This window comes from Pseudoalteromonas sp. US3C1013 (genome assembly GCF_048401115.1).
GTDB classification, from domain to species: domain Bacteria; phylum Pseudomonadota; class Gammaproteobacteria; order Enterobacterales; family Alteromonadaceae; genus Pseudoalteromonas; species Pseudoalteromonas undina.
Window position 1 is genome coordinate 720,795 of record NZ_CP183076.1, and the last position, 17,529, is coordinate 738,323.

Annotated in this window: 16 protein-coding genes and 1 pseudogene; 13 read left to right on the top strand and 4 right to left on the bottom strand. The window is 40.0% G+C overall.

The genetic code is table 11. The features are described 5' to 3' along the window. The first annotated feature begins 55 nt into the window (after positions 1–55). The 10 genes from ACNSN2_RS18560 (at position 56) to ACNSN2_RS18605 (ending at position 13,313) form a co-directional block, all read left to right on the top strand. Positions 56–808: a DUF3450 domain-containing protein gene (locus tag ACNSN2_RS18560; RefSeq protein ID WP_418609295.1), complete on the top strand. Its 753-nt coding sequence runs from the start codon at positions 56–58 to the stop codon at positions 806–808. A gap of 10 nt (positions 809–818) precedes the next feature. Beyond that, positions 819–2,186 (top strand): MotA/TolQ/ExbB proton channel family protein, encoded by a 1,368-nt coding sequence (locus ACNSN2_RS18565; RefSeq protein WP_010388834.1) that lies wholly within the window; start codon positions 819–821, stop codon positions 2,184–2,186. 3 nt (positions 2,187–2,189) lie between these two features. Continuing rightward, positions 2,190–2,717, top strand: a complete 528-nt coding sequence (locus tag ACNSN2_RS18570) for a MotA/TolQ/ExbB proton channel family protein (protein WP_008111501.1) — start codon at positions 2,190–2,192, stop codon at positions 2,715–2,717. Positions 2,718–2,770: 53 nt separating this feature from the next. Then, on the top strand, positions 2,771–3,181 hold the full coding sequence (locus ACNSN2_RS18575; protein ID WP_008111500.1) for an ExbD/TolR family protein: 411 nt from the start codon (positions 2,771–2,773) through the stop codon (positions 3,179–3,181). Positions 3,182–3,187: 6 nt separating this feature from the next. Continuing rightward, positions 3,188–3,793, top strand: coding sequence for an energy transducer TonB (locus ACNSN2_RS18580; protein ID WP_008111498.1), 606 nt, complete (start codon positions 3,188–3,190; stop codon positions 3,791–3,793). A 37-nt stretch (positions 3,794–3,830) separates the two neighbouring features. Further along, positions 3,831–5,159: a tetratricopeptide repeat protein gene (locus ACNSN2_RS18585; protein ID WP_418609292.1), complete on the top strand. Its 1,329-nt coding sequence runs from the start codon at positions 3,831–3,833 to the stop codon at positions 5,157–5,159. Positions 5,160–5,472: 313 nt separating this feature from the next. Continuing rightward, complete coding sequence (locus ACNSN2_RS18590; RefSeq protein ID WP_109874982.1) at positions 5,473–7,080, top strand: hypothetical protein; 1,608 nt, start codon at positions 5,473–5,475, stop codon at positions 7,078–7,080. A 72-nt stretch (positions 7,081–7,152) separates the two neighbouring features. Continuing rightward, complete coding sequence (locus tag ACNSN2_RS18595) at positions 7,153–9,876, top strand: TonB-dependent receptor domain-containing protein (RefSeq protein ID WP_418609291.1); 2,724 nt, start codon at positions 7,153–7,155, stop codon at positions 9,874–9,876. A 202-nt stretch (positions 9,877–10,078) separates the two neighbouring features. Next, positions 10,079–11,218, top strand: coding sequence for an aspartate-semialdehyde dehydrogenase (gene asd, locus ACNSN2_RS18600; RefSeq protein ID WP_418609289.1), 1,140 nt, complete (start codon positions 10,079–10,081; stop codon positions 11,216–11,218). 136 nt (positions 11,219–11,354) lie between these two features. Beyond that, a complete protein-coding gene (locus ACNSN2_RS18605; protein WP_418609288.1) occupies positions 11,355–13,313 on the top strand; it encodes a methyl-accepting chemotaxis protein in 1,959 nt (652 codons plus the stop codon). A 37-nt stretch (positions 13,314–13,350) separates the two neighbouring features. Here the strand turns inward: ACNSN2_RS18605 and ACNSN2_RS18610 are convergent. The 4 genes and pseudogenes from ACNSN2_RS18610 to ACNSN2_RS18625 form a co-directional block, all read right to left on the bottom strand. Further along, positions 13,351–13,599: pseudogene (locus tag ACNSN2_RS18610) on the bottom strand (ion transporter); the annotation flags it as partial. 236 nt (positions 13,600–13,835) lie between these two features. Then, a complete protein-coding gene (locus tag ACNSN2_RS18615) occupies positions 13,836–14,162 on the bottom strand; it encodes a hypothetical protein (protein WP_418609286.1) in 327 nt (108 codons plus the stop codon). A 16-nt stretch (positions 14,163–14,178) separates the two neighbouring features. Further along, positions 14,179–15,666 carry a DEAD/DEAH box helicase gene (locus tag ACNSN2_RS18620; protein ID WP_418609284.1) on the bottom strand — a complete coding sequence of 496 codons (1,488 nt, stop codon included), beginning with the start codon at positions 15,664–15,666 and terminating at the stop codon, positions 14,179–14,181. A gap of 3 nt (positions 15,667–15,669) precedes the next feature. Next, positions 15,670–16,188 (bottom strand): hypothetical protein, encoded by a 519-nt coding sequence (locus ACNSN2_RS18625; RefSeq protein ID WP_418609282.1) that lies wholly within the window; start codon positions 16,186–16,188, stop codon positions 15,670–15,672. A 141-nt stretch (positions 16,189–16,329) separates the two neighbouring features. Here ACNSN2_RS18625 and ACNSN2_RS18630 point away from each other — a divergent pair, with 141 nt between their 5' ends. From ACNSN2_RS18630 to ACNSN2_RS18640, 3 genes are all read left to right on the top strand, one after another. After that, positions 16,330–16,578, top strand: a complete 249-nt coding sequence (locus tag ACNSN2_RS18630) for a helix-turn-helix domain-containing protein (protein WP_290174059.1) — start codon at positions 16,330–16,332, stop codon at positions 16,576–16,578. 449 nt (positions 16,579–17,027) lie between these two features. Next, the gene (locus ACNSN2_RS18635) at positions 17,028–17,177 is read left to right on the top strand and encodes a tyrosine-type recombinase/integrase (RefSeq protein WP_418609280.1); all 150 of its coding nucleotides are present in this window, start codon (positions 17,028–17,030) and stop codon (positions 17,175–17,177) included. A 17-nt stretch (positions 17,178–17,194) separates the two neighbouring features. Further along, complete coding sequence (locus ACNSN2_RS18640; RefSeq protein WP_418609279.1) at positions 17,195–17,518, top strand: tyrosine-type recombinase/integrase; 324 nt, start codon at positions 17,195–17,197, stop codon at positions 17,516–17,518. The last annotated feature ends 11 nt before the right edge of the window (positions 17,519–17,529 follow it).

Consider the following 17,529-nt stretch of genomic DNA (forward strand, 5'->3'; position numbering starts at 1 on the left):
TAAACAGGCTAAAGCGACTAGCAAATCCGATAATTAACGAACAAAGGTGTATACGATGAAAGGCGTTAAACCATTAATTTTAGCTGGTATTGTAGCCGCAAGTGCAGCAGTCCACGCCAATGATTTAAACACGGTAATTGATAAAAGCAGCGAAATTAATAATTTAGCTGCGCAATCACAAACGAAAATAGACAAGATTGCAGATTCAATGCAAGGGCGTTTACAGCAATTCAAAACCCTAAATAAAGAAATAGATGGTTTAGCCGTTTATAACGCACAGCTTACAAAACAGTTAAATAATCAAATAGAAGAGATGGAATCGCTTAATTTATCGATGGATCAAGTATCGATTATTGAGCGCCAAATAACCCCTTTAATGCTTCGTATGATCACTGGGCTTGAACAGTTTGTTGCCTTAGACGTGCCGTTTTTAAAGCAAGAGCGAAAGCAGCGTCTTGAATCATTAAGTGCAATGATGGAACGCGCTGATATTACATCAAGTGAAAAATTTCGTCGTGTCTTAGAGGCTTATCAAGTTGAGGTTGACTACGGACGCACTATTGAAGCGTATACCGCATTGCTTGATGTGGACAATAAAGAACGTGAAGTCGACTTTCTGCGCATTGGTCGTTTAGAGCTAATTTATCTTACCCGCGATGGTAAACAAGCAGGTAGTTGGGATCAAAAAACACAGTCGTTTGTTGCACTGCCTGATTCAACCATTAGTCAAATTAATAAAGGGCTTCGCATTGCTCGCAAACAACTAGCCCCCGATATGTTAACACTGCCAATTCATGCTGCAGAATAAGAGGTTTACCATGAAATTATTAACGAAAATGACAAAAATGGCCGTGTTTGCAGCCAGCTTAGGTTTTTCAGGTGCGATGTGTGCCGCTGAACCAATGAACTTAGATGCCTTATTAAAAACGTTAGAGCAGGGTAAATCAGCGCAATCAGAACAAAATAAACAACGCGAACAAGAATTTGCAGCACGTCAAAATGAACAAGTGCAAATGCTTAAAAACACCCAAGCTAAACGAAATCAGATGCTTAGCGAGTCAGAGCGTTTAGAAACGCAGTTTGAAGAAAACGAAATTAAATTGGCTAATCTGACCGATACTTTATCAAAGCGTATGGGTTCATTAAAAGAGCTATTTGGTGTGCTACAACAAGTTGCTGGAGATTCTAGCAACAAGTTTGCAACCTCGGTGGTATCGGCTCAGTTACCTGGGCGTAGTACTTTTATGGACGAATTGGCGCAAAAAATGGGTTCTACCTCAAAGCTTGCGTCTATTGAAGATATCGAAAAGGTTTGGTTTGAGCTACAACGCGAAATGACCGAACAAGGAAAAGTAAGCCGCTTCAATACTGATGTAATTGTTGACGGTGGCAATAAAGTACAAAAAGAAGTGGTACGTGTGGGTGCATTTAACCTTATTAGTGACGGTCAGTACCTAGAGTATACGCCTTCTACCAATACCATTAGCCAGCTTACTCGCCAACCAAGTAGCCGCTTTACTGCGACTGCGGCTGATTTGCAGCAAGCAAACACCGGTGTGGTGCCGTTTGCGCTTGACCCAACGGGTGGTTCAATTTTAGGTTTGTTAGTACAAGCCCCTGATACCAGCGAGCAAGTTCATCAAGGTGGTGCAGTTGGTTACGTTATTTTAGGCGTTGGCTTATTAGCGTTATTAATTGCGTTAGAGCGTTTTGTATCGCTCCTGCTGATGGGTGGAAAAATCCGTCGTCAATTAAAAGACGATACAGCCCGTGATGATAACCCGCTAGGGCGCGTCATGAAAGTGAAAGACCAATATCCTAATGTGGCGTACGACACGCTTGAACTTAAGTTAAGCGAAGCCATTTTACGCGAAATGCCAAAAATCACCCGTAATTTAACGCTTATTAAAATTATCTCTGTGGTAGCGCCATTGCTGGGCTTACTCGGTACGGTAACTGGGATGATCAATACCTTCCAAGCAATTACTTTATTCGGCACTGGCGACCCTAAACTAATGGCAGGCGGTATTTCGCAAGCCCTGGTTACTACGGTATTAGGCCTTGTTGTTGCTATCCCTACGGTGTTTTTATACACCTTATTGAATACTCGCTCAAAAAGCTTACTGCTTATTTTACAAGAACAAAGTGCAGGTATTATTGCCGAGCGAAGCGAGAAAGGAGCTTAAACCATGGTGCTATTGATTGATTCAATCAATGCTATCCGTGATTTTCTCGACACGGGTGGCCAAGTTCTCTTGGTCATTGCCGTGTTAATTTTCGCGATGTGGTTATTGATACTCGAGCGATTTATGTACTTTTTTAATGGCTATCGACACTACAAAAAAGACGTTAAAAATACGTGGAAAACTCGTAGTGAACGCAACAGCTGGAATGCAGAGCAAATACGCCAGGCCATGGTGTCACGCGCCAGTATGCGATTAAACGCAAACTTACCACTGATTAATGTGATGGTGGCGCTGTGTCCACTATTAGGTTTACTCGGCACAGTTACAGGGATGATAGAAGTCTTCGATGTAATGGCTATTACAGGAACAGGCAGCGCACGCTCTATGGCATCGGGTGTGTCAAAAGCAACCATACCCACTATGGCAGGTATGGTCGGTGCGTTATCTGGGGTGTTTGCCTCAACCTATTTACAGCGTAAAGCAAAGCGTGAAGTTGAATTGTTGCAAGACACTATGGTGTTGGACCACTAAATAATTATTGAAAAGCGGTGAACATAATCACCGCTTATTCTAGGAGAAGTAAAATGAGAGCCCCATTAGGTAATTTATTCCAAGAAGATGAAGCAGAAGAAATAAACATGACTCCTATGCTGGATGTTGTATTTATTATGCTTATTTTCTTTATTGTTACAGCCTCGTTTGTAAAAGAAGCCGGTATTGATGTAAACCGCCCTGAAGCGGCAACGGCTGTTAAAAAAGAGCGCGCTAACATATTAGTGGCTATTTCAGATCAAGGCGAAATTTGGATCAATAAACGTCAAATTGATGTACGTGCTGTACAAGCTAACATTGAACGCTTAAAAGCTGAAAATCCACAAGGTAGTGTGGTTATTCAGGCCGATAAAAAAGCCACTACAGAAACCTTGATAAAAGTTATGGATGCCTCGCGTGCAGCGGGTGTATTTGATGTTTCAATAGCGGCTCAAGAAGGGTAACGAGTGATGCGTTATGTACTTGCGTTAATTATAGCGGGTGTGGTGACCTTTATGCTGTTTTTAGGTATGCAGGCATTGATCACCGGCGGAGAAGGCGCCATGACGGAGCCTGCAAAAGGGAATGTATTAGATTTTGTCCGTTTGAAAAAAGAAGAAACGGTACAAAAAAAGGAGCGTAAACCACAAAAGCCACCAACACCTAAAGAGCCACCACCGCCAATGGAATCGCCACAAATGCAAAGTAGCGACAACAACGCTGCTAGCAACAACTTTGATTTTGCTGCCAATGTCGATGCTGATGTAAATCTAGCGGGTGGATTAGCGTTAGAAACCAGTGACGGTGAGTATTTACCCATAGTAAAAGTGGCACCGGTATACCCAAGGCGTGCTTTGTCGCGTGGTATTGAAGGGTATGTCATTGTTGAGTTTACAGTGACCAAGCAAGGCACAGTGAAAGAGCCACAAGTTATTAAAGCCGAGCCAGAGTCACTGTTTGATAGAGCAGCGATGGATGCGGCCCTTAAGTTTAAATATAAACCGCGCGTTGTTAATGGCGAAGCTGTTGAAGTAGCCGGTGTGCAAAATAAAATTTCTTTCCAAATTAATGGTTAATTCTATTAAGTAAGCAAAGAGTGAACGTGAGGCAATTATGAAATTAAAACTAACAACCAAGCTATTAAAGCTTAGCATGTTGTGCACTGTTGCAATCAGTGCCGGCGTTGTTACACCAAGTGCATTGAGTGTACTTCCGGGTGTAAATTTGGCGACAGTACAGGCTGCTGAAAAGCAGAAAACAACACGAGTTCCCGCACTGCGTGAAAAGGTATACAGCCAATTAGCTCGCGCCCAAAAACTTGCGGATGATGGCGACAGTAAAGCGGGTTTGGACGCGCTTGACAGTATACAAGCGCGCTCATCAAGTATGAACTCTTATGAAATTGCGATGATGCATAACTTTTATGGGTTTATTTATTACAATGAAAACGACCTTGTAAAAGCGATTGCCTCATTTGAAAAAGTGATTGCAGAAGATGGCATTCCAGAAACACTACGTTTGAGCACGACATTCAGCTTAGCGCAGCTTGCAATGGCTAACAGCGACTATGAAAAGGTGATCGCATTTTTAGATAAATGGGATGCCATTAATACAAAGCCAAAAACTGATGCATATTATTTATTAAGAGCGCAAACCTACTATCAATTAAAAGACTATGAGCAAGGCCTGAGTTACATTACCCAAGCCATTAACTTAAGTGATAGCGAAGGCAAAGTACCCAAAGAAAACTGGCTGGTACTGCAACGTGCTATGTATTACTCACTTAACCAAACGGATAAAGTAGTCAGCGTACTTGAGCGTATGGTAAAGCTATACAACAAACCTGAGTATTGGGTGCAATTAGCCGGTATGTACGGTGAAACTGGGCAAGAAAAACAGCAGCTTAGTGTTTTAGAAGCGGCTTACCAGCAAGGATTTTTAACCTCTAAATCTGACCTAAGACAGCTTGCACAGGTATATTTATACAATCAGCTTGCTTACAAAGCCGCCAGTGTAATGAGTAAGGCAATAGAGCAGGGCATTGCTGAACCAACAGCTAAAAATTATGCCTTTGTAGCCGAGGCCATGGTACAAGCTAAAGAAGATGCTAAGTCGATTCGTTACTTTACCAAAGCTGCAGAGCGCTCAGAGCATGGTAAATACGATCAGCGCTTGGCTGAAGTGTATGTAAACACAGAGCAGTATGACGAAGCTGCCGATGCTGCGCGAATGGCACTGGATAAAGGCGGCCTTGATTTTGAATCAAATGCGTTTGTTGCTTTAGGGATGGCACAATACAATTTACAAAACTTTGATGCGTCTATCCTTGCGTTTGAACAAGCCGAAAAGCACAAAAAATCGCAACGTTTAGCCCAGCAATGGATCAAATATGTAAAACGCGAAAAAGTGCATGCACAAACATTAAAAACAGCACTGCTTTAATTTTTATAGTGCGATTATTAGTTCTTAATTGACGCACTAAAAACCATTTCATAATTGCACTACTCAAACCACACTAACATTTAGTTTGTGTGGTTTTTTTGCGCGCCTTTTAAAGCAACCAATTGATTTTTAATTAATTAACATTGTCATTTTATGTTTATTAAAGTGTAACTTCATTGTCATATCACTCCCGTATTGTACTTCGTATTCGATAACTCAAGTGACCTTAATGCATGAGTATCGTGCCTTAAAGTGACTTAAGTTATTACTTAATGCGCTAACACAATAATTAAATACTTTTACGGAGTGAACAATGAAATTATCTGGCTTATTCAAAATCAGCTTAGTGGCTACAGCAATAACACTGGCTGGTTGTGGTGGTGGAGATATTAACGTTACACCTACGACAGTTGATAACAGTGTAGACAATTCAGTGACTAACCCAGGTGGTGATAATGGTGGCGATACATTAAGTTGCGCCACATACACATTAGATGGAGCTACATTTACAGGTGAAGCAGAAGGCGTAAACTGTTTATACAGCCAAGCATTTGCAAGTAATGCAAAAGAAATTACTAGCTCTTTTGTTATCCCCGCGCTAGATGATGGCGGTGCCCATGTATTTGAAGGTGCTTTATTTATAGGTGACGATGTAGACACATCTACAGGCGCTACTATTGATGTTAATGGCCCAACATTGTCTATTGAAGCAGGCGCTACCATTGCGTTTACCAAGCCAGAGAGTTTTATTCGTATTGCTCGCGGTGCAAATATTGAAGCAATTGGTGAAGTAGATAAGCCAATTATTTTCACAAGTATTAAAGAAGTTGATGGTGATGATTCAACAACCGCTCAAATTGGGGATTGGGGTGGCGTTCAGGTAAATGGACGTGGCCATTCTATTCGTTGTACAGCGACTGCTGCGGCACAAGACATGTGTAACCACTCAGCTGAAGGTATTGTATCTTATTACGGTGGTAATGACCCGCAAGATAGTAGCGGTATATTAAAGCACATTGTTATTAAGTATGCAGGATTTGGCGTTGAAGGTGATGAGCTAAATGGTTTAACACTAAATGCTGTTGGTTCAGGCACAACAATTGATTATGTTCATGTACATAATGGTTTTGATGATGGTATAGAGCTCTTTGGTGGTAGCGTTAATCTTAAACATATTGTTGTTACTGATACTGGTGATGACGGTATTGACTGGGATGAGGGTTGGAAAGGTTACGGACAGTACATTCTTGTACGTTCAAATGAATATGGAAATCATGGATTTGAAACAGATGGCGCAAAAGTAGATCCATTATCTGCAGACGCACAAGATTTAGTAACGACTGTTTCTAACCCAACTATTGCTAATGCAACCGTTGTTACTACTGGTGATCAAGGTGCTGAAGGGCGTCGTACTGGTGCCGGTATGGAAATGAAAGAATGGGGTAAAGCGCAATTAGCTAATATGTTGTTTGTAAACTCATCATCTGTAGATGGTGCTGGCTGTTTTGATTTATATAATGAAAAAGATAAATCAGGAGATGCCGGTGTGCATGCCAATGCAAACAACGGTGATATCGCATTTGTGAGTTCAATATTTGCGTGTGGTAAGAATTTTGAAGACGTAAACACTCCTTTAACAGGTGCGTTAGCAAGCTTTGATATCAATACCTGGTTTACTGGTGGCGAAAATAATCAGCTGATTGGTTTTGCTGATTTTGCAAATGTGCTTGGTGCTGATGGTGTTTCAACTGCAGCAACTATTACAGATTCACAAGGTACTGCGGTAGCTACAACGGCGAAAGACATGAGTGAAGTTGACTCTTTCTTTACTAACGCAGGTTATATTGGTGCACTTAAAGAAGGTGAATCAAGTGAATGGGCTGATTTTGTAGCCGCATCTTTACAACGCGCTAGTAATTAATCTAGACCGGCTCTAATTATAAGGCGCTATGGCGCCTTTTTTAAGGGAATTTTAGGTTTAGAGGATATAAATATGAAACATCAAAAGCAGTTTAAAACTAATCTAATAACGTTATCTCTGCTCTCCCTTTTTTCTTCATTTAATTCTTTCGCTGAACAGGCACAAGAAATAATCAATGAAGAAGCGATAGAAGAAGTTGTTGCAACAGGTACACGCCTTAAAGGCAGTGCTAGTGCGGTAATTGATGAACGTAAAAATCAGGCATTTGTTGCTGATATAATGGGTTCAGAGCAAATATCTAGAACGGGTGATAGCGATGCCGCTTCAGCACTTCGCCGTGTTACAGGCTTATCTTTAGTTAACGATAAGTTTATTTATGTACGCGGTTTAGGTGAGCGTTACTCAAGCGTGCGTTTAAATGGTGCAGTTGTTCCAAGCCCAGATCTGACCAGAAATGTAATACCACTTGATATTTTCCCATCAAGTATTATTGAGTCTTTAGCTGTTCAAAAAGCCTATTCACCTAATATGCCTGCGGCTTTTGGTGGTGGTGACGTTAATATCAGGACGAAAAGCATTCCAAGTGATACTTTATTTAAAGTTGAGATTGGTGCTAGCTATAAAGATACAAACGATGAAGGCTATACATACAATGGCGGCAGTGATGATTGGTTAGGTAAAGACGATGGTACACGCGCCTTACCAGGAGCCGTTAAAACGGCGCTAAATACCTATATCAATGGCTTGTCTGATATCTCATACAGAAATATAAGAGATGTGGAGTCAAGACGTCAGGGGGCTGATATTGGTCAAGCAGCTGCAATAGACTTAAATAAAAGTTTATCAAAAGCACTACCAAGAGATTTTGGCTTAGAAAAAGAAAGCTTAAACCCTGATGCAGGCATTAAGGCTGTTTATGGCGACCGATTTGATAACTTATTTGGCCTAGACGGATCTTTTGGTTTCTTAGCATCAGTTGCTTATGAAAATGAATGGTCTAATGCAGAGAAGTTTAGCGCAGTACTTTCTTCTGTTGACGCATCTGAATCTGAATGTTCAAAAGATGACTTTACTTGTTACTCTGCCACAGAGAAAGAAGTATCAACAAAGCATAATATAAAATTAAATAGCTCTCTAAATTTAGGTTATAAAATTGGCGGCCATGATTTAACAGCCACCTATATGATGCTACGAGATACTGAAGATGAAGCTTCTGTTGCGCTTTATCAAGAGCCTTCAAAGTCATTAAGCATTGATTCTGGGCAATTACAGCGAAGCCACCTAACCTCTTTTGAGGAACGTGAACTTGAAATACTTCAACTTCGTGGAATGCACAATTTAGAGTGGAGTTTTCTTGAAGGTGTGGGTGTAGATTGGCAATACACTGATTCAACAGCGACGACGAGTATACCTGGCGAGCTTGAAGTAACGGTGCGTGATGAGTACGCCGATGGCGAATATCAACGTACTTTTTATAATGGCAGTTTAGGTGGCAATCCTTATTTGTATCGATTTGTTGAGCTAGAAGACGATGTAGAAAACTGGGGCGTTAATGTTAACAAAGTTTTTTACTTTGATAACGCCGAAGTTGAAATCGCGGGCGGCGGCTATTTTGTTGAAAAAACGCGTGATTACCGCACAGACTTTTTTAACTATCGCTTCAGCCAAACACAGTCTTTAGATTTAGCACAAAGTGAAGAAGAAGCACTGTCAATTGGTAGTTTCTTTGCTAATGATGCTGTGATCGATTCAACGGATGTAGAGTTATTGTTTCAAGAACCTACAGCCGATGATTACCTAGCAGCGCAAATGATTGATGCTTATTACGGCTCTTTTGATATCACTTTTGCTCAAGATTGGCGTTTAAGTGGTGGTGTGCGTTACGAGGACTTCCGTCAAGTTGCTCTCGCTTTTTCTCGCTCAACATTCGATCCTGCTTTATTGGCAGATAAATTAAGTGCAGATGCGATAAAACAAGCAAGTGTGATGGAAGATGAGTATTTTACTTCATTATCTATGACATATAGTCAGCAGTCGTACCAAGTTCGTTTTGGCTATGGCAGCACGGTTGTTCGTCCTGATTTGCGTGAGCTAAGCCCTGTTCAATTCCAAGATCCGTTGACTGGTTATCGAACGCTTGGTAATCCATTCTTAGAATCTAGTTACTTAGATAACTTTGATGCACGTATCGAATTTTATATGGACAATGGTGATAACTACTCAGTTGGCGCATTCTATAAAGATATAGATAACCCAATCGAAGCATTATTAACCGAAAGTGACGGTCGTTTTACTCTGCAGTTTGACAATGCAGATACAGCTTATGTTTACGGTATAGAAGCTGAATGGTTAACTGAGTTGCATAGTGATTTATTGGGTGGTGCTTTTTTTACTTCTGGTAATTTAACGGTTAGTGATTCAGAAGTTGAAATTGCAGAAGAACAGCGCGCCGACCTAACAAATCTAAAGCGACGTATGACTGGCCACTCAAAGTATGTTGCCAACCTACAATTGAATTACGATTCGCATGATGGCATGCATCAAGCTTCATTTATTTATAACGTATTTGGTGACCGTATTTTAGCTGCGGGTGTTAACAACTTTGATGACGCTTACGAACAACCTTTAAACTCGTTAGACATGGTTTATAGTTACTACCCAACGTTTAATACCACATTAACACTTAAAGTGAAGAATATGTTGGGACAAAACTTTGAAGTAGAACAAAATGATGTGTTAATTCGTTCTCAAGAAACGCCTAGAGAACTGAGTGTCAGCTTTAGTTACGAGTTTTAAGTAAAAGCCCAAGGATAGGATTTATAACAACGCCTAACTACTTATTAGCCCTGTATTTTGTACAGGGCTTTTTTATGTGTATGAAAAATATTTAAGTTACAGTTTATTGACTAGTTTTAGTGTGCTGGCGGTGTTAGCTTAGGGCTGTAAAAATTAAATCTCACGCAATGAATTTTTAATTTTTAATGTATAGGCTCCTTTTATGAATCAAACAGTGGAACAAACAATGAAAAAAGTAGGATTAGTCGGTTGGCGCGGCATGGTGGGCTCGGTGTTACTTGAGCGAATGGAACAACAACATGATTTTGCTCATATCGACACCACCTTTTTCACCACCTCACAAGCAGGTCAGCTTGGCCCTGAGTTAGCAGGTCCAGCTAAACCGCTTTTAGATGCTAGTGATATTTCTGAACTTGCAAAAATGGACATTATTGTTACCTGTCAGGGTGGCGATTATACCAATGCGGTGTACCCAAAATTACGTGAATCGGGTTGGGATGGCTATTGGATAGATGCAGCCTCTGCGCTGCGTATGAGCGACGACAGTATTATCGTACTTGACCCTGTTAACAAAGATGTCATTGAACAAGGGCTTGAGCAAGGCGTTAAAACCTTTGTAGGTGGTAACTGCACGGTTTCACTTATGCTACTAGCACTGGGCGGTTTATTTGAGCAGGACCTAATTGAATGGGTAAGCCCAATGACTTACCAAGCAGCATCGGGCGCCGGTGCACGCAATATGAAAGAACTCATATCTCAAATGGGTGCTATTCATGCAAGTGTCGCGCAGCAATTAGATAATCCAAGTTCAGCTATTTTAGAAATTGATAAAATAGTCAGCGAAAAAATGGCATCTAGTGATTTGCCACAAGACCAATTTGGTGTGCCACTGGCGGGTAGCTTAATCCCATGGATTGATGTGCCTATGCCAAGCGGTCAATCAAAAGAAGAATGGAAAGCGCAAGTAGAAGCCAACAAAATTTTAGGCTCATCTAAACAGCCTGTGCCTATAGATGGTTTATGTGTACGTATTGGTGCAATGCGCTGTCATAGCCAAGCGATGACCATTAAACTACGTGAAGATATTAGTGTAGAAAAAATAGAAGAAATTTTAGCCTCGCACAATGAGTGGGTTAAAGTTATTCCTAATCAGCGCGACATTACCAGTACCGACTTAACTCCAGTTAAAGTAACCGGTACGCTGAGTATTCCTGTTGGCCGTATTCGTAAACTCGCTATGGGGCCAAAATACATTAGCGCCTTTACCGTGGGCGATCAGCTTTTATGGGGTGCTGCGGAGCCACTTCGCCGGATGTTACGAATTATTGTAGACGGTGAGTAATTTTCTAGCTCATCAAGTTAAAGGGTTAGCTAATTGCTAACCTTTTTATTGCCTCTTCGAAACATTCTCATATTATTTCTTGCTCAACCCCTTTAGCCACACTATATTCTTAAGAGTGTTTTTAGAGGTTAACTTCATGAATATATCAAAAAAATTAAAGCTCTCCTTTGCATCTGCAATTGCCTTGCCGTTATTAATTATAGCTGCTTTAGTTATTTCCCAAACCAGAGAGCAAGCACTTGATAATTTTTCTCAGTTAAGTGAACGTGAAGCCCGCCAAGTTGATAATGCAATTACTATGTTTTTTTCTGAAATTGCTAAAAACGTGGACTACTTAGCCTCCCACCAAACGATTAAAAATGCCCGTGAAAACATAAAAACGCATATGAATGTTGGCACTAAGGTAATGCTTGATCACCCTAACCAAAGTCCGACGGAGCAAGCTGCTTACAGTTTATTTAATCATTTTGGTGAGACTCACCCTGGGCTTGCTTATATTTACATGGGGAATGAACAAGGTGGTTATATTCAATGGCCAATGGGAAACGTAAACGCCAATTATGATCCTCGTCAGCGCCCATGGTACAAAACAGCTAAACAAGCGAACGGTAAAACAACCCGTACTAATGCGTATTACTGGGCTGCTGATGATTTAGTGATTGTGTCCACGGTTAAAGCTATTATTGATAACGGTGAATTAATTGGTGCTCAAGGGATGGATGTTTCATTGGGCGGGCTTACCGATATTATTGCCGATATTAAATTAGGCGAAACAGGTTACTTAATGTTGATTGAAGACAGTGGCAGTGTGCTGGTGGATGTGAAACACCCAGATTACCGATTCAAAAACCTAGCAGATATTGAGGGGGCTAAATACGCCGATTTAGCTAAAAATAGCAAAGGCCTGTTTGATGTAGATATTGATGGAAAACAGTATATGGCCAATATTTATACGTCTCCCATTTTAGGTTGGAAGTTTATTGGGGTGGTAGAAAAGTCTGAGGTAATGAGTGCGGCCAATGCGATGGCGTACACCATTTTAATTATTAGCGCGATATTAATTGCCGTATTTGTTGCGATAGCGAGTTATATTTCTAAACTTATTTCAGCTCCAATTGTTGAGGTGAGCGATGGTTTAACTGAAATATCGCAAGGCGGCGGTGATTTAACCCAGCGCTTAACAATAAAAACCAAAGATGAAACCGCTAAACTGGCCACCAGCTTTAACTTATTTTTAAATTTGATCAGTGAGCTGGTGAATCAAATTAATGAATGCGCACAAAATGTTAGTAAAACCTCATCGCAAACATCATCACAAGCAGCTCAACTAACAAGCTCTACTAGCCAACAACAACAAGCTTTAGAAATGGCGGCAACGGCTATTAATGAAATGGCTGCCACTGCTAATGAAGTGTCGAGTAGTTGTGCGAATGCGGCCGATTTGGCGGTTCAAACACAACAAGCATCAGATTTAGGGCAATCGGTTATTACACAAACCGTAGAAAGTGTGGTGCAGCTCTGTGATGTAATAAATAATGCCTCAGCAGACATTACTCAACTTGATACTGAAAGTGAAAATATTATGTCGATTTTGAGCGTTATTCGTGGCATTTCAGAGCAAACCAATTTATTAGCATTGAATGCTGCAATTGAAGCTGCGCGAGCTGGTGAGCATGGGCGTGGTTTTGCAGTGGTTGCTGATGAAGTTCGTGCGTTATCGCAGCGTACTGCAGAGTCGACCGAAGAAGTAGCATCGCAGCTTGATAAGTTACGCACGATGTCTTCTAAAGTCTCTAAAGACATGGAACGCAGCATAGAAACCACCAATAAAACTGTAGAACTTGCGCATTCTGCGCAACAACAGTTTAGTGAGATCACGGCATCTATTGTTAATATTAGTGATTTAAATACGCAAATAGCCACCGCTGCTGAAGAGCAGCAACACGTCGCTGAAGACATCAATCGAAATGTGACAGAAATTAAAAATTCGGCTGATGAGGTGAGTGATATTGCTGTTAGCACCAGTGAGAATGGCAATGAAATGAGTCGTCTTTCATCGATATTAACTGATTTAGTAGGTAAGTTTAAAGTATAAACAATAGGGCAAGTGCATACTTGCCCTATTTAATCTGCTACTTATTTTTGAGTAATTGTTTTAACTCTGCCAGTTGTGCTTTCAATTCGTTTACTTGGCCTTGGGTTGCGGGCAGTGAGTCTGTATCGGCTTGCTCTTCTCGGGCATTGCGATGCTCCTCACTCATTACTTCTAAAATAGCCCCCACCATCATATTTAAGAATACAAATGCAGTTAAAAAGATAAAGGTTAAGTAAAAAATCCAACTTAATTTGTATACCGCCATGGTTTCGTACATCACGTATGTTTTATATGCGTTGTTTTTTGTTGACGTAACAGTGGGGTCATTTCTAATCTCTTTTATTTTCTATACTCAAACACAAAAGATTACCAAACCTGCCTTGTCAACTTTACTTTTTGTTGACGAGTCATCTAATAGTGATGAAAACCAAATACCCATGAAGGTATTTTGTTGACAAAATATCAGTCTTAATACTTCTGAACGCTTGTATCAAATAACCAACCTTTAAACAAAAAACTAAGTTAGTTTAATATTGAGGATAACTTCACTCTTTCAATGAAAACATCACTTTCTCCAGATTGAATAATAATACTTGCTAGTATTTGAGCGGTATAAAATGAATATCCATCTTCACCATGAACTGAAAGGTGATAACACGAACCAGATTCTTGAGGCCAAATCCAATACTTCCCACAATCAGATAAAGCGGGAGGCTTATTATTACCAGAGCTAAGTCGCCACGAGTCGGCGTCTAGGTAGCCACCGCGCCAACTTGCAAAGATTTTAAAAAACACATCGCCTTCATTAGTAAATTTTAAAATTACCCAGCCGTGAGGTTTGTGAATCATAAATACACCAATTTTTCTAAAATACTTCAGAGCTAAGCTGGTTGAGTTTTGTCATTGATTGCTCTGAAATGATCAGTTGATCGAAGCCGTCAATTTCAAGCTCTTTGTGGTTAAACTTACCAAATATCCCCATGATCTTATCGGTTGATATGGCTATTTCACTTGGTAGAAGATCTGTAAAAGAGGTTGGGCTTTCCTCGGTATGCATTAATGTATCTCCAATACTTATAATTGCTTTAGCTGCTTCTATATCAGTAGAGATTTCATCATCAATATCTATATCATCATCTAAGGCATGATGAGCCTCGGTAGTTATCTCTTCATCCATCTGAGCGAATTTTACTTTTGCTAACCCATCAGGGATGTCCTGGGCTACTCGATAAGCATACTCAATAAGCTTTGGTTCGGCTGGCATAAACAAAAATGCCTGTTGGTTAGGTGCATTGGTAATGCGTAGCAAGCGTCCCATTACTTGTCGGTAATTCATTTCTGTTTTTACGTTAGACAAATAGCAGCATACCTGAAGGCGCGGTATGTTCGTGCCTTCTGAGATCATTCCAACACTGATGATCCATTTATCTTGGCTAAACCTGAAAGATCGAATGAGATCATTTGCATTACCTTCATCGCTAGTAACAACAAGTGCGCTTTCTCCAATAGTCTGCTTTAAAATTAGCTGTATCTGCCATGCATGAGCAATGGAGGAGGCAACGATTAACCCACCTGCTTCTTTATTTATGGCTCGAAGCTCATTTAGCCTATGACTAGAGTGAATTAGTAGTTGCTCTATCACGCTCGTGTTTGTCACAATCTCAGAATATGGAATAATTGATTGTGATAGCAGGTCAATAAAGCTAGTGAAGTGACTCGTTTCATCACCCTCAACAACAGTAATCTGGTCATTATCTAATGCGACTACTTGTGGTATTCGGCATACATTGTCAGCAATCGCTTGTTTTAAGCCATATACGTAATCACATTGTATTTGCTCTGACTCATTACAGTATTCCGCAAGTGCGATTGGTAGCGCATCAGATCGCCACGGGGTGCCAGTTAATGCGATTGTGAAAGCCGCTTTTTCTTTAATAGTTGTTATTATCGGCTTACCCCAAGCGTTAGCATCTTTTATATTTGAACCAGCACAGTGGTGGATCTCATCAAAGATCACAAACACGCGATATTTTTCAAATAAGCGCCAGACCTTATTGTCTAGTGTGCCCAATGCCTGATAAGTAAATGAATTGCCTAACGCGCCAATGGTGCCGTCAAAATGTGCGTCGAATTTTTCACCTAACGCTTCACTAAAGTCATGCGCGACGATTGATGAAGGAGAAAAGCAAAGTACAAGATCAATGTCACCTTGGTCATACATCAATTTAGCTAATACAGAGGCCATCACTGTTTTGCCAGCACCAGGTGTAGCAAGTGCTAAAAAGTGCTTCTTTGACTTATATTTAGAAATTGCAGAGTGAATGCATTCTGACTGCCAATTCCTTAGTTTCATTTATTACTTCTCTTTTGTTGATTTAATAAGTTCGTTCAACACTGAAATCTTTCCTTTTAAGATATGGTTGTTTTCCTGAACTGCCATGTAGCGTTGCTTTAATGCGACATATCTTTCAGGGTAAATATCTTTAAGCGCAATATATTCATTAACAGCACCTAAACCTTCAAGAAGCTCAGAATTATACTGATTCAAGCGGTTAGCTAACGTTTTAAAATAGTTTGACTCATCAGCATCGCTTAAATTTATAATCTCTTTAGACCTAATTAAATCTTTTAGATAATAATGATTAAATTGTTCAGTTTTTATATAACGAGTAACCCCTTTCTTAGCTGATGTTCTCTTTTTCAACCAACCTTTTTTAACTAATTTTAAAAGCTCTTCATATACAAAACGTCGCACAGAAGCAGGATCTAACCCCTCATCCCTTTTGATAGAAAGATAAGCAGTTCTAATCTCGACAGCCGAGAAATGATCTATGTTTTTTAAAACTAAAATCTGATTAAAGGTTGAGCTATCCATTATTTAATCCAATTCAAGCACCTAAATTTAGAGTATACACCACTCAATGAGGAGTATACACAACATAGTGTGGAGTATACGCTATACATTTACAGTTAACAACGTGGGAACATATATCCTTTTACTTGAAGGAAACCACAAGTGAGTGACGAAAATTTTGATAATGATTTAGCTATTCAATTTGGAAGAAATTTAAGAGCAGCCAGAGCTAAAATAGGTATGAAACAAGAAGACCTTTGCGGTAAAGCTAATCTCGATAGAAGTTACTTAAGTAAAATAGAAAGCGGCTCTTATAAAATCACACTTGCTAAAGTCTATGCGTTAGCCGCTGCACTTGAATGCCCACTCTCAGAAATACTTCCAGAAGTTAATGGCGTAAAAATTAAATAACTTTTATGCAGTGACTAAAATTCATATTTCAATGTTGTCCTCACGCTTTGAGTTTTGATACTACCTAAAATGAACCACTAATCATCATTATTCATTATTCATTATTCACTATTCACTCAATCAGAAATGCATAGTCCGGCTAATTGAACCATCAGATCTTCCGTATCTGTAACAGCGAAACGTTTTAGTTGGAACCCTCAAACCAAAGTAGTTGGAACACTGATTGAAAATTAAAAAAAGACAATTATTTTACCTTTCTAGATCATCAAGAAAAAATTCAATTACAGGTATTTACTTGTTAAACGTAAGTAAGAAACTGTGACTAACAGCAATGCCTAAATAAGGAATTGCCTTTTGTCTGCGTATGTCCGAGTGTTATTCAGTTTTTTTTTAACAGCCAAATAAGGTTTCGTACTTTTAATCCTTTGTTTAATCGGCCATTTTGGGATGTGTTCAATGGGATACGCAGAGGGGAACTCATAAAACTCAATTTAGACAATGTTGACTTTCAGAACGAGCTAATTCGAGTACATGGCAAAGGGAAGCGAGAAAGGCTAATACCCATCAGTAAACGGGCATTGGAGTGGCTAGTTCTATAATTGGCAAGATTAGGCCAATGTTCGCCTTTATTGGCTCTGGTAACTCGTTGTTTCTTGCCAACAATGGTAAACGTTATAAACTAGGCAAACTTTCTGATATGGCATCTCAATACGTCAAGTTAGCTGGCATCGAACGCCCTAGAGCTTGTCACCTGTATCGACACTCAACAGTAACCGAGATGCTTGAAAATGATGCAGACCTAAGACATGTCCAAGAATTACTTGGACACGCCGACATATCCACCACCCAAATATATACCCATGTTAGCAGAGCAAAATTGAGTGCGGTGTATTTTGATATCCACCCATCTGCACAAAGCGATAGTGGCTTATTTGATTAATTACTGTAGAG

Bases quoted from the DNA above. Each gene is read 5' to 3' on its own strand.
- ACNSN2_RS18560 (WP_418609295.1), top strand. From the start codon at position 56: ATGAAAGGCGTTAAACCATTAATTTTAGCTGGTATTGTAGCCGCAAGT.
- ACNSN2_RS18565 (WP_010388834.1), top strand. From the start codon at position 819: ATGAAATTATTAACGAAAATGACAAAAATGGCCGTGTTTGCAGCCAGC.
- ACNSN2_RS18570 (WP_008111501.1), top strand. From the start codon at position 2,190: ATGGTGCTATTGATTGATTCAATCAATGCTATCCGTGATTTTCTCGAC.
- ACNSN2_RS18575 (WP_008111500.1), top strand. From the start codon at position 2,771: ATGAGAGCCCCATTAGGTAATTTATTCCAAGAAGATGAAGCAGAAGAA.
- ACNSN2_RS18580 (WP_008111498.1), top strand. From the start codon at position 3,188: ATGCGTTATGTACTTGCGTTAATTATAGCGGGTGTGGTGACCTTTATG.
- ACNSN2_RS18585 (WP_418609292.1), top strand. From the start codon at position 3,831: ATGAAATTAAAACTAACAACCAAGCTATTAAAGCTTAGCATGTTGTGC.
- ACNSN2_RS18590 (WP_109874982.1), top strand. From the start codon at position 5,473: ATGAAATTATCTGGCTTATTCAAAATCAGCTTAGTGGCTACAGCAATA.
- ACNSN2_RS18595 (WP_418609291.1), top strand. From the start codon at position 7,153: ATGAAACATCAAAAGCAGTTTAAAACTAATCTAATAACGTTATCTCTG.
- asd (WP_418609289.1), top strand. From the start codon at position 10,079: ATGAATCAAACAGTGGAACAAACAATGAAAAAAGTAGGATTAGTCGGT.
- ACNSN2_RS18605 (WP_418609288.1), top strand. From the start codon at position 11,355: ATGAATATATCAAAAAAATTAAAGCTCTCCTTTGCATCTGCAATTGCC.
- ACNSN2_RS18615 (WP_418609286.1), bottom strand. From the start codon at position 14,162: ATGATTCACAAACCTCACGGCTGGGTAATTTTAAAATTTACTAATGAA.
- ACNSN2_RS18620 (WP_418609284.1), bottom strand. From the start codon at position 15,666: ATGAAACTAAGGAATTGGCAGTCAGAATGCATTCACTCTGCAATTTCT.
- ACNSN2_RS18625 (WP_418609282.1), bottom strand. From the start codon at position 16,188: ATGGATAGCTCAACCTTTAATCAGATTTTAGTTTTAAAAAACATAGAT.
- ACNSN2_RS18640 (WP_418609279.1), top strand. From the start codon at position 17,195: ATGTTCGCCTTTATTGGCTCTGGTAACTCGTTGTTTCTTGCCAACAAT.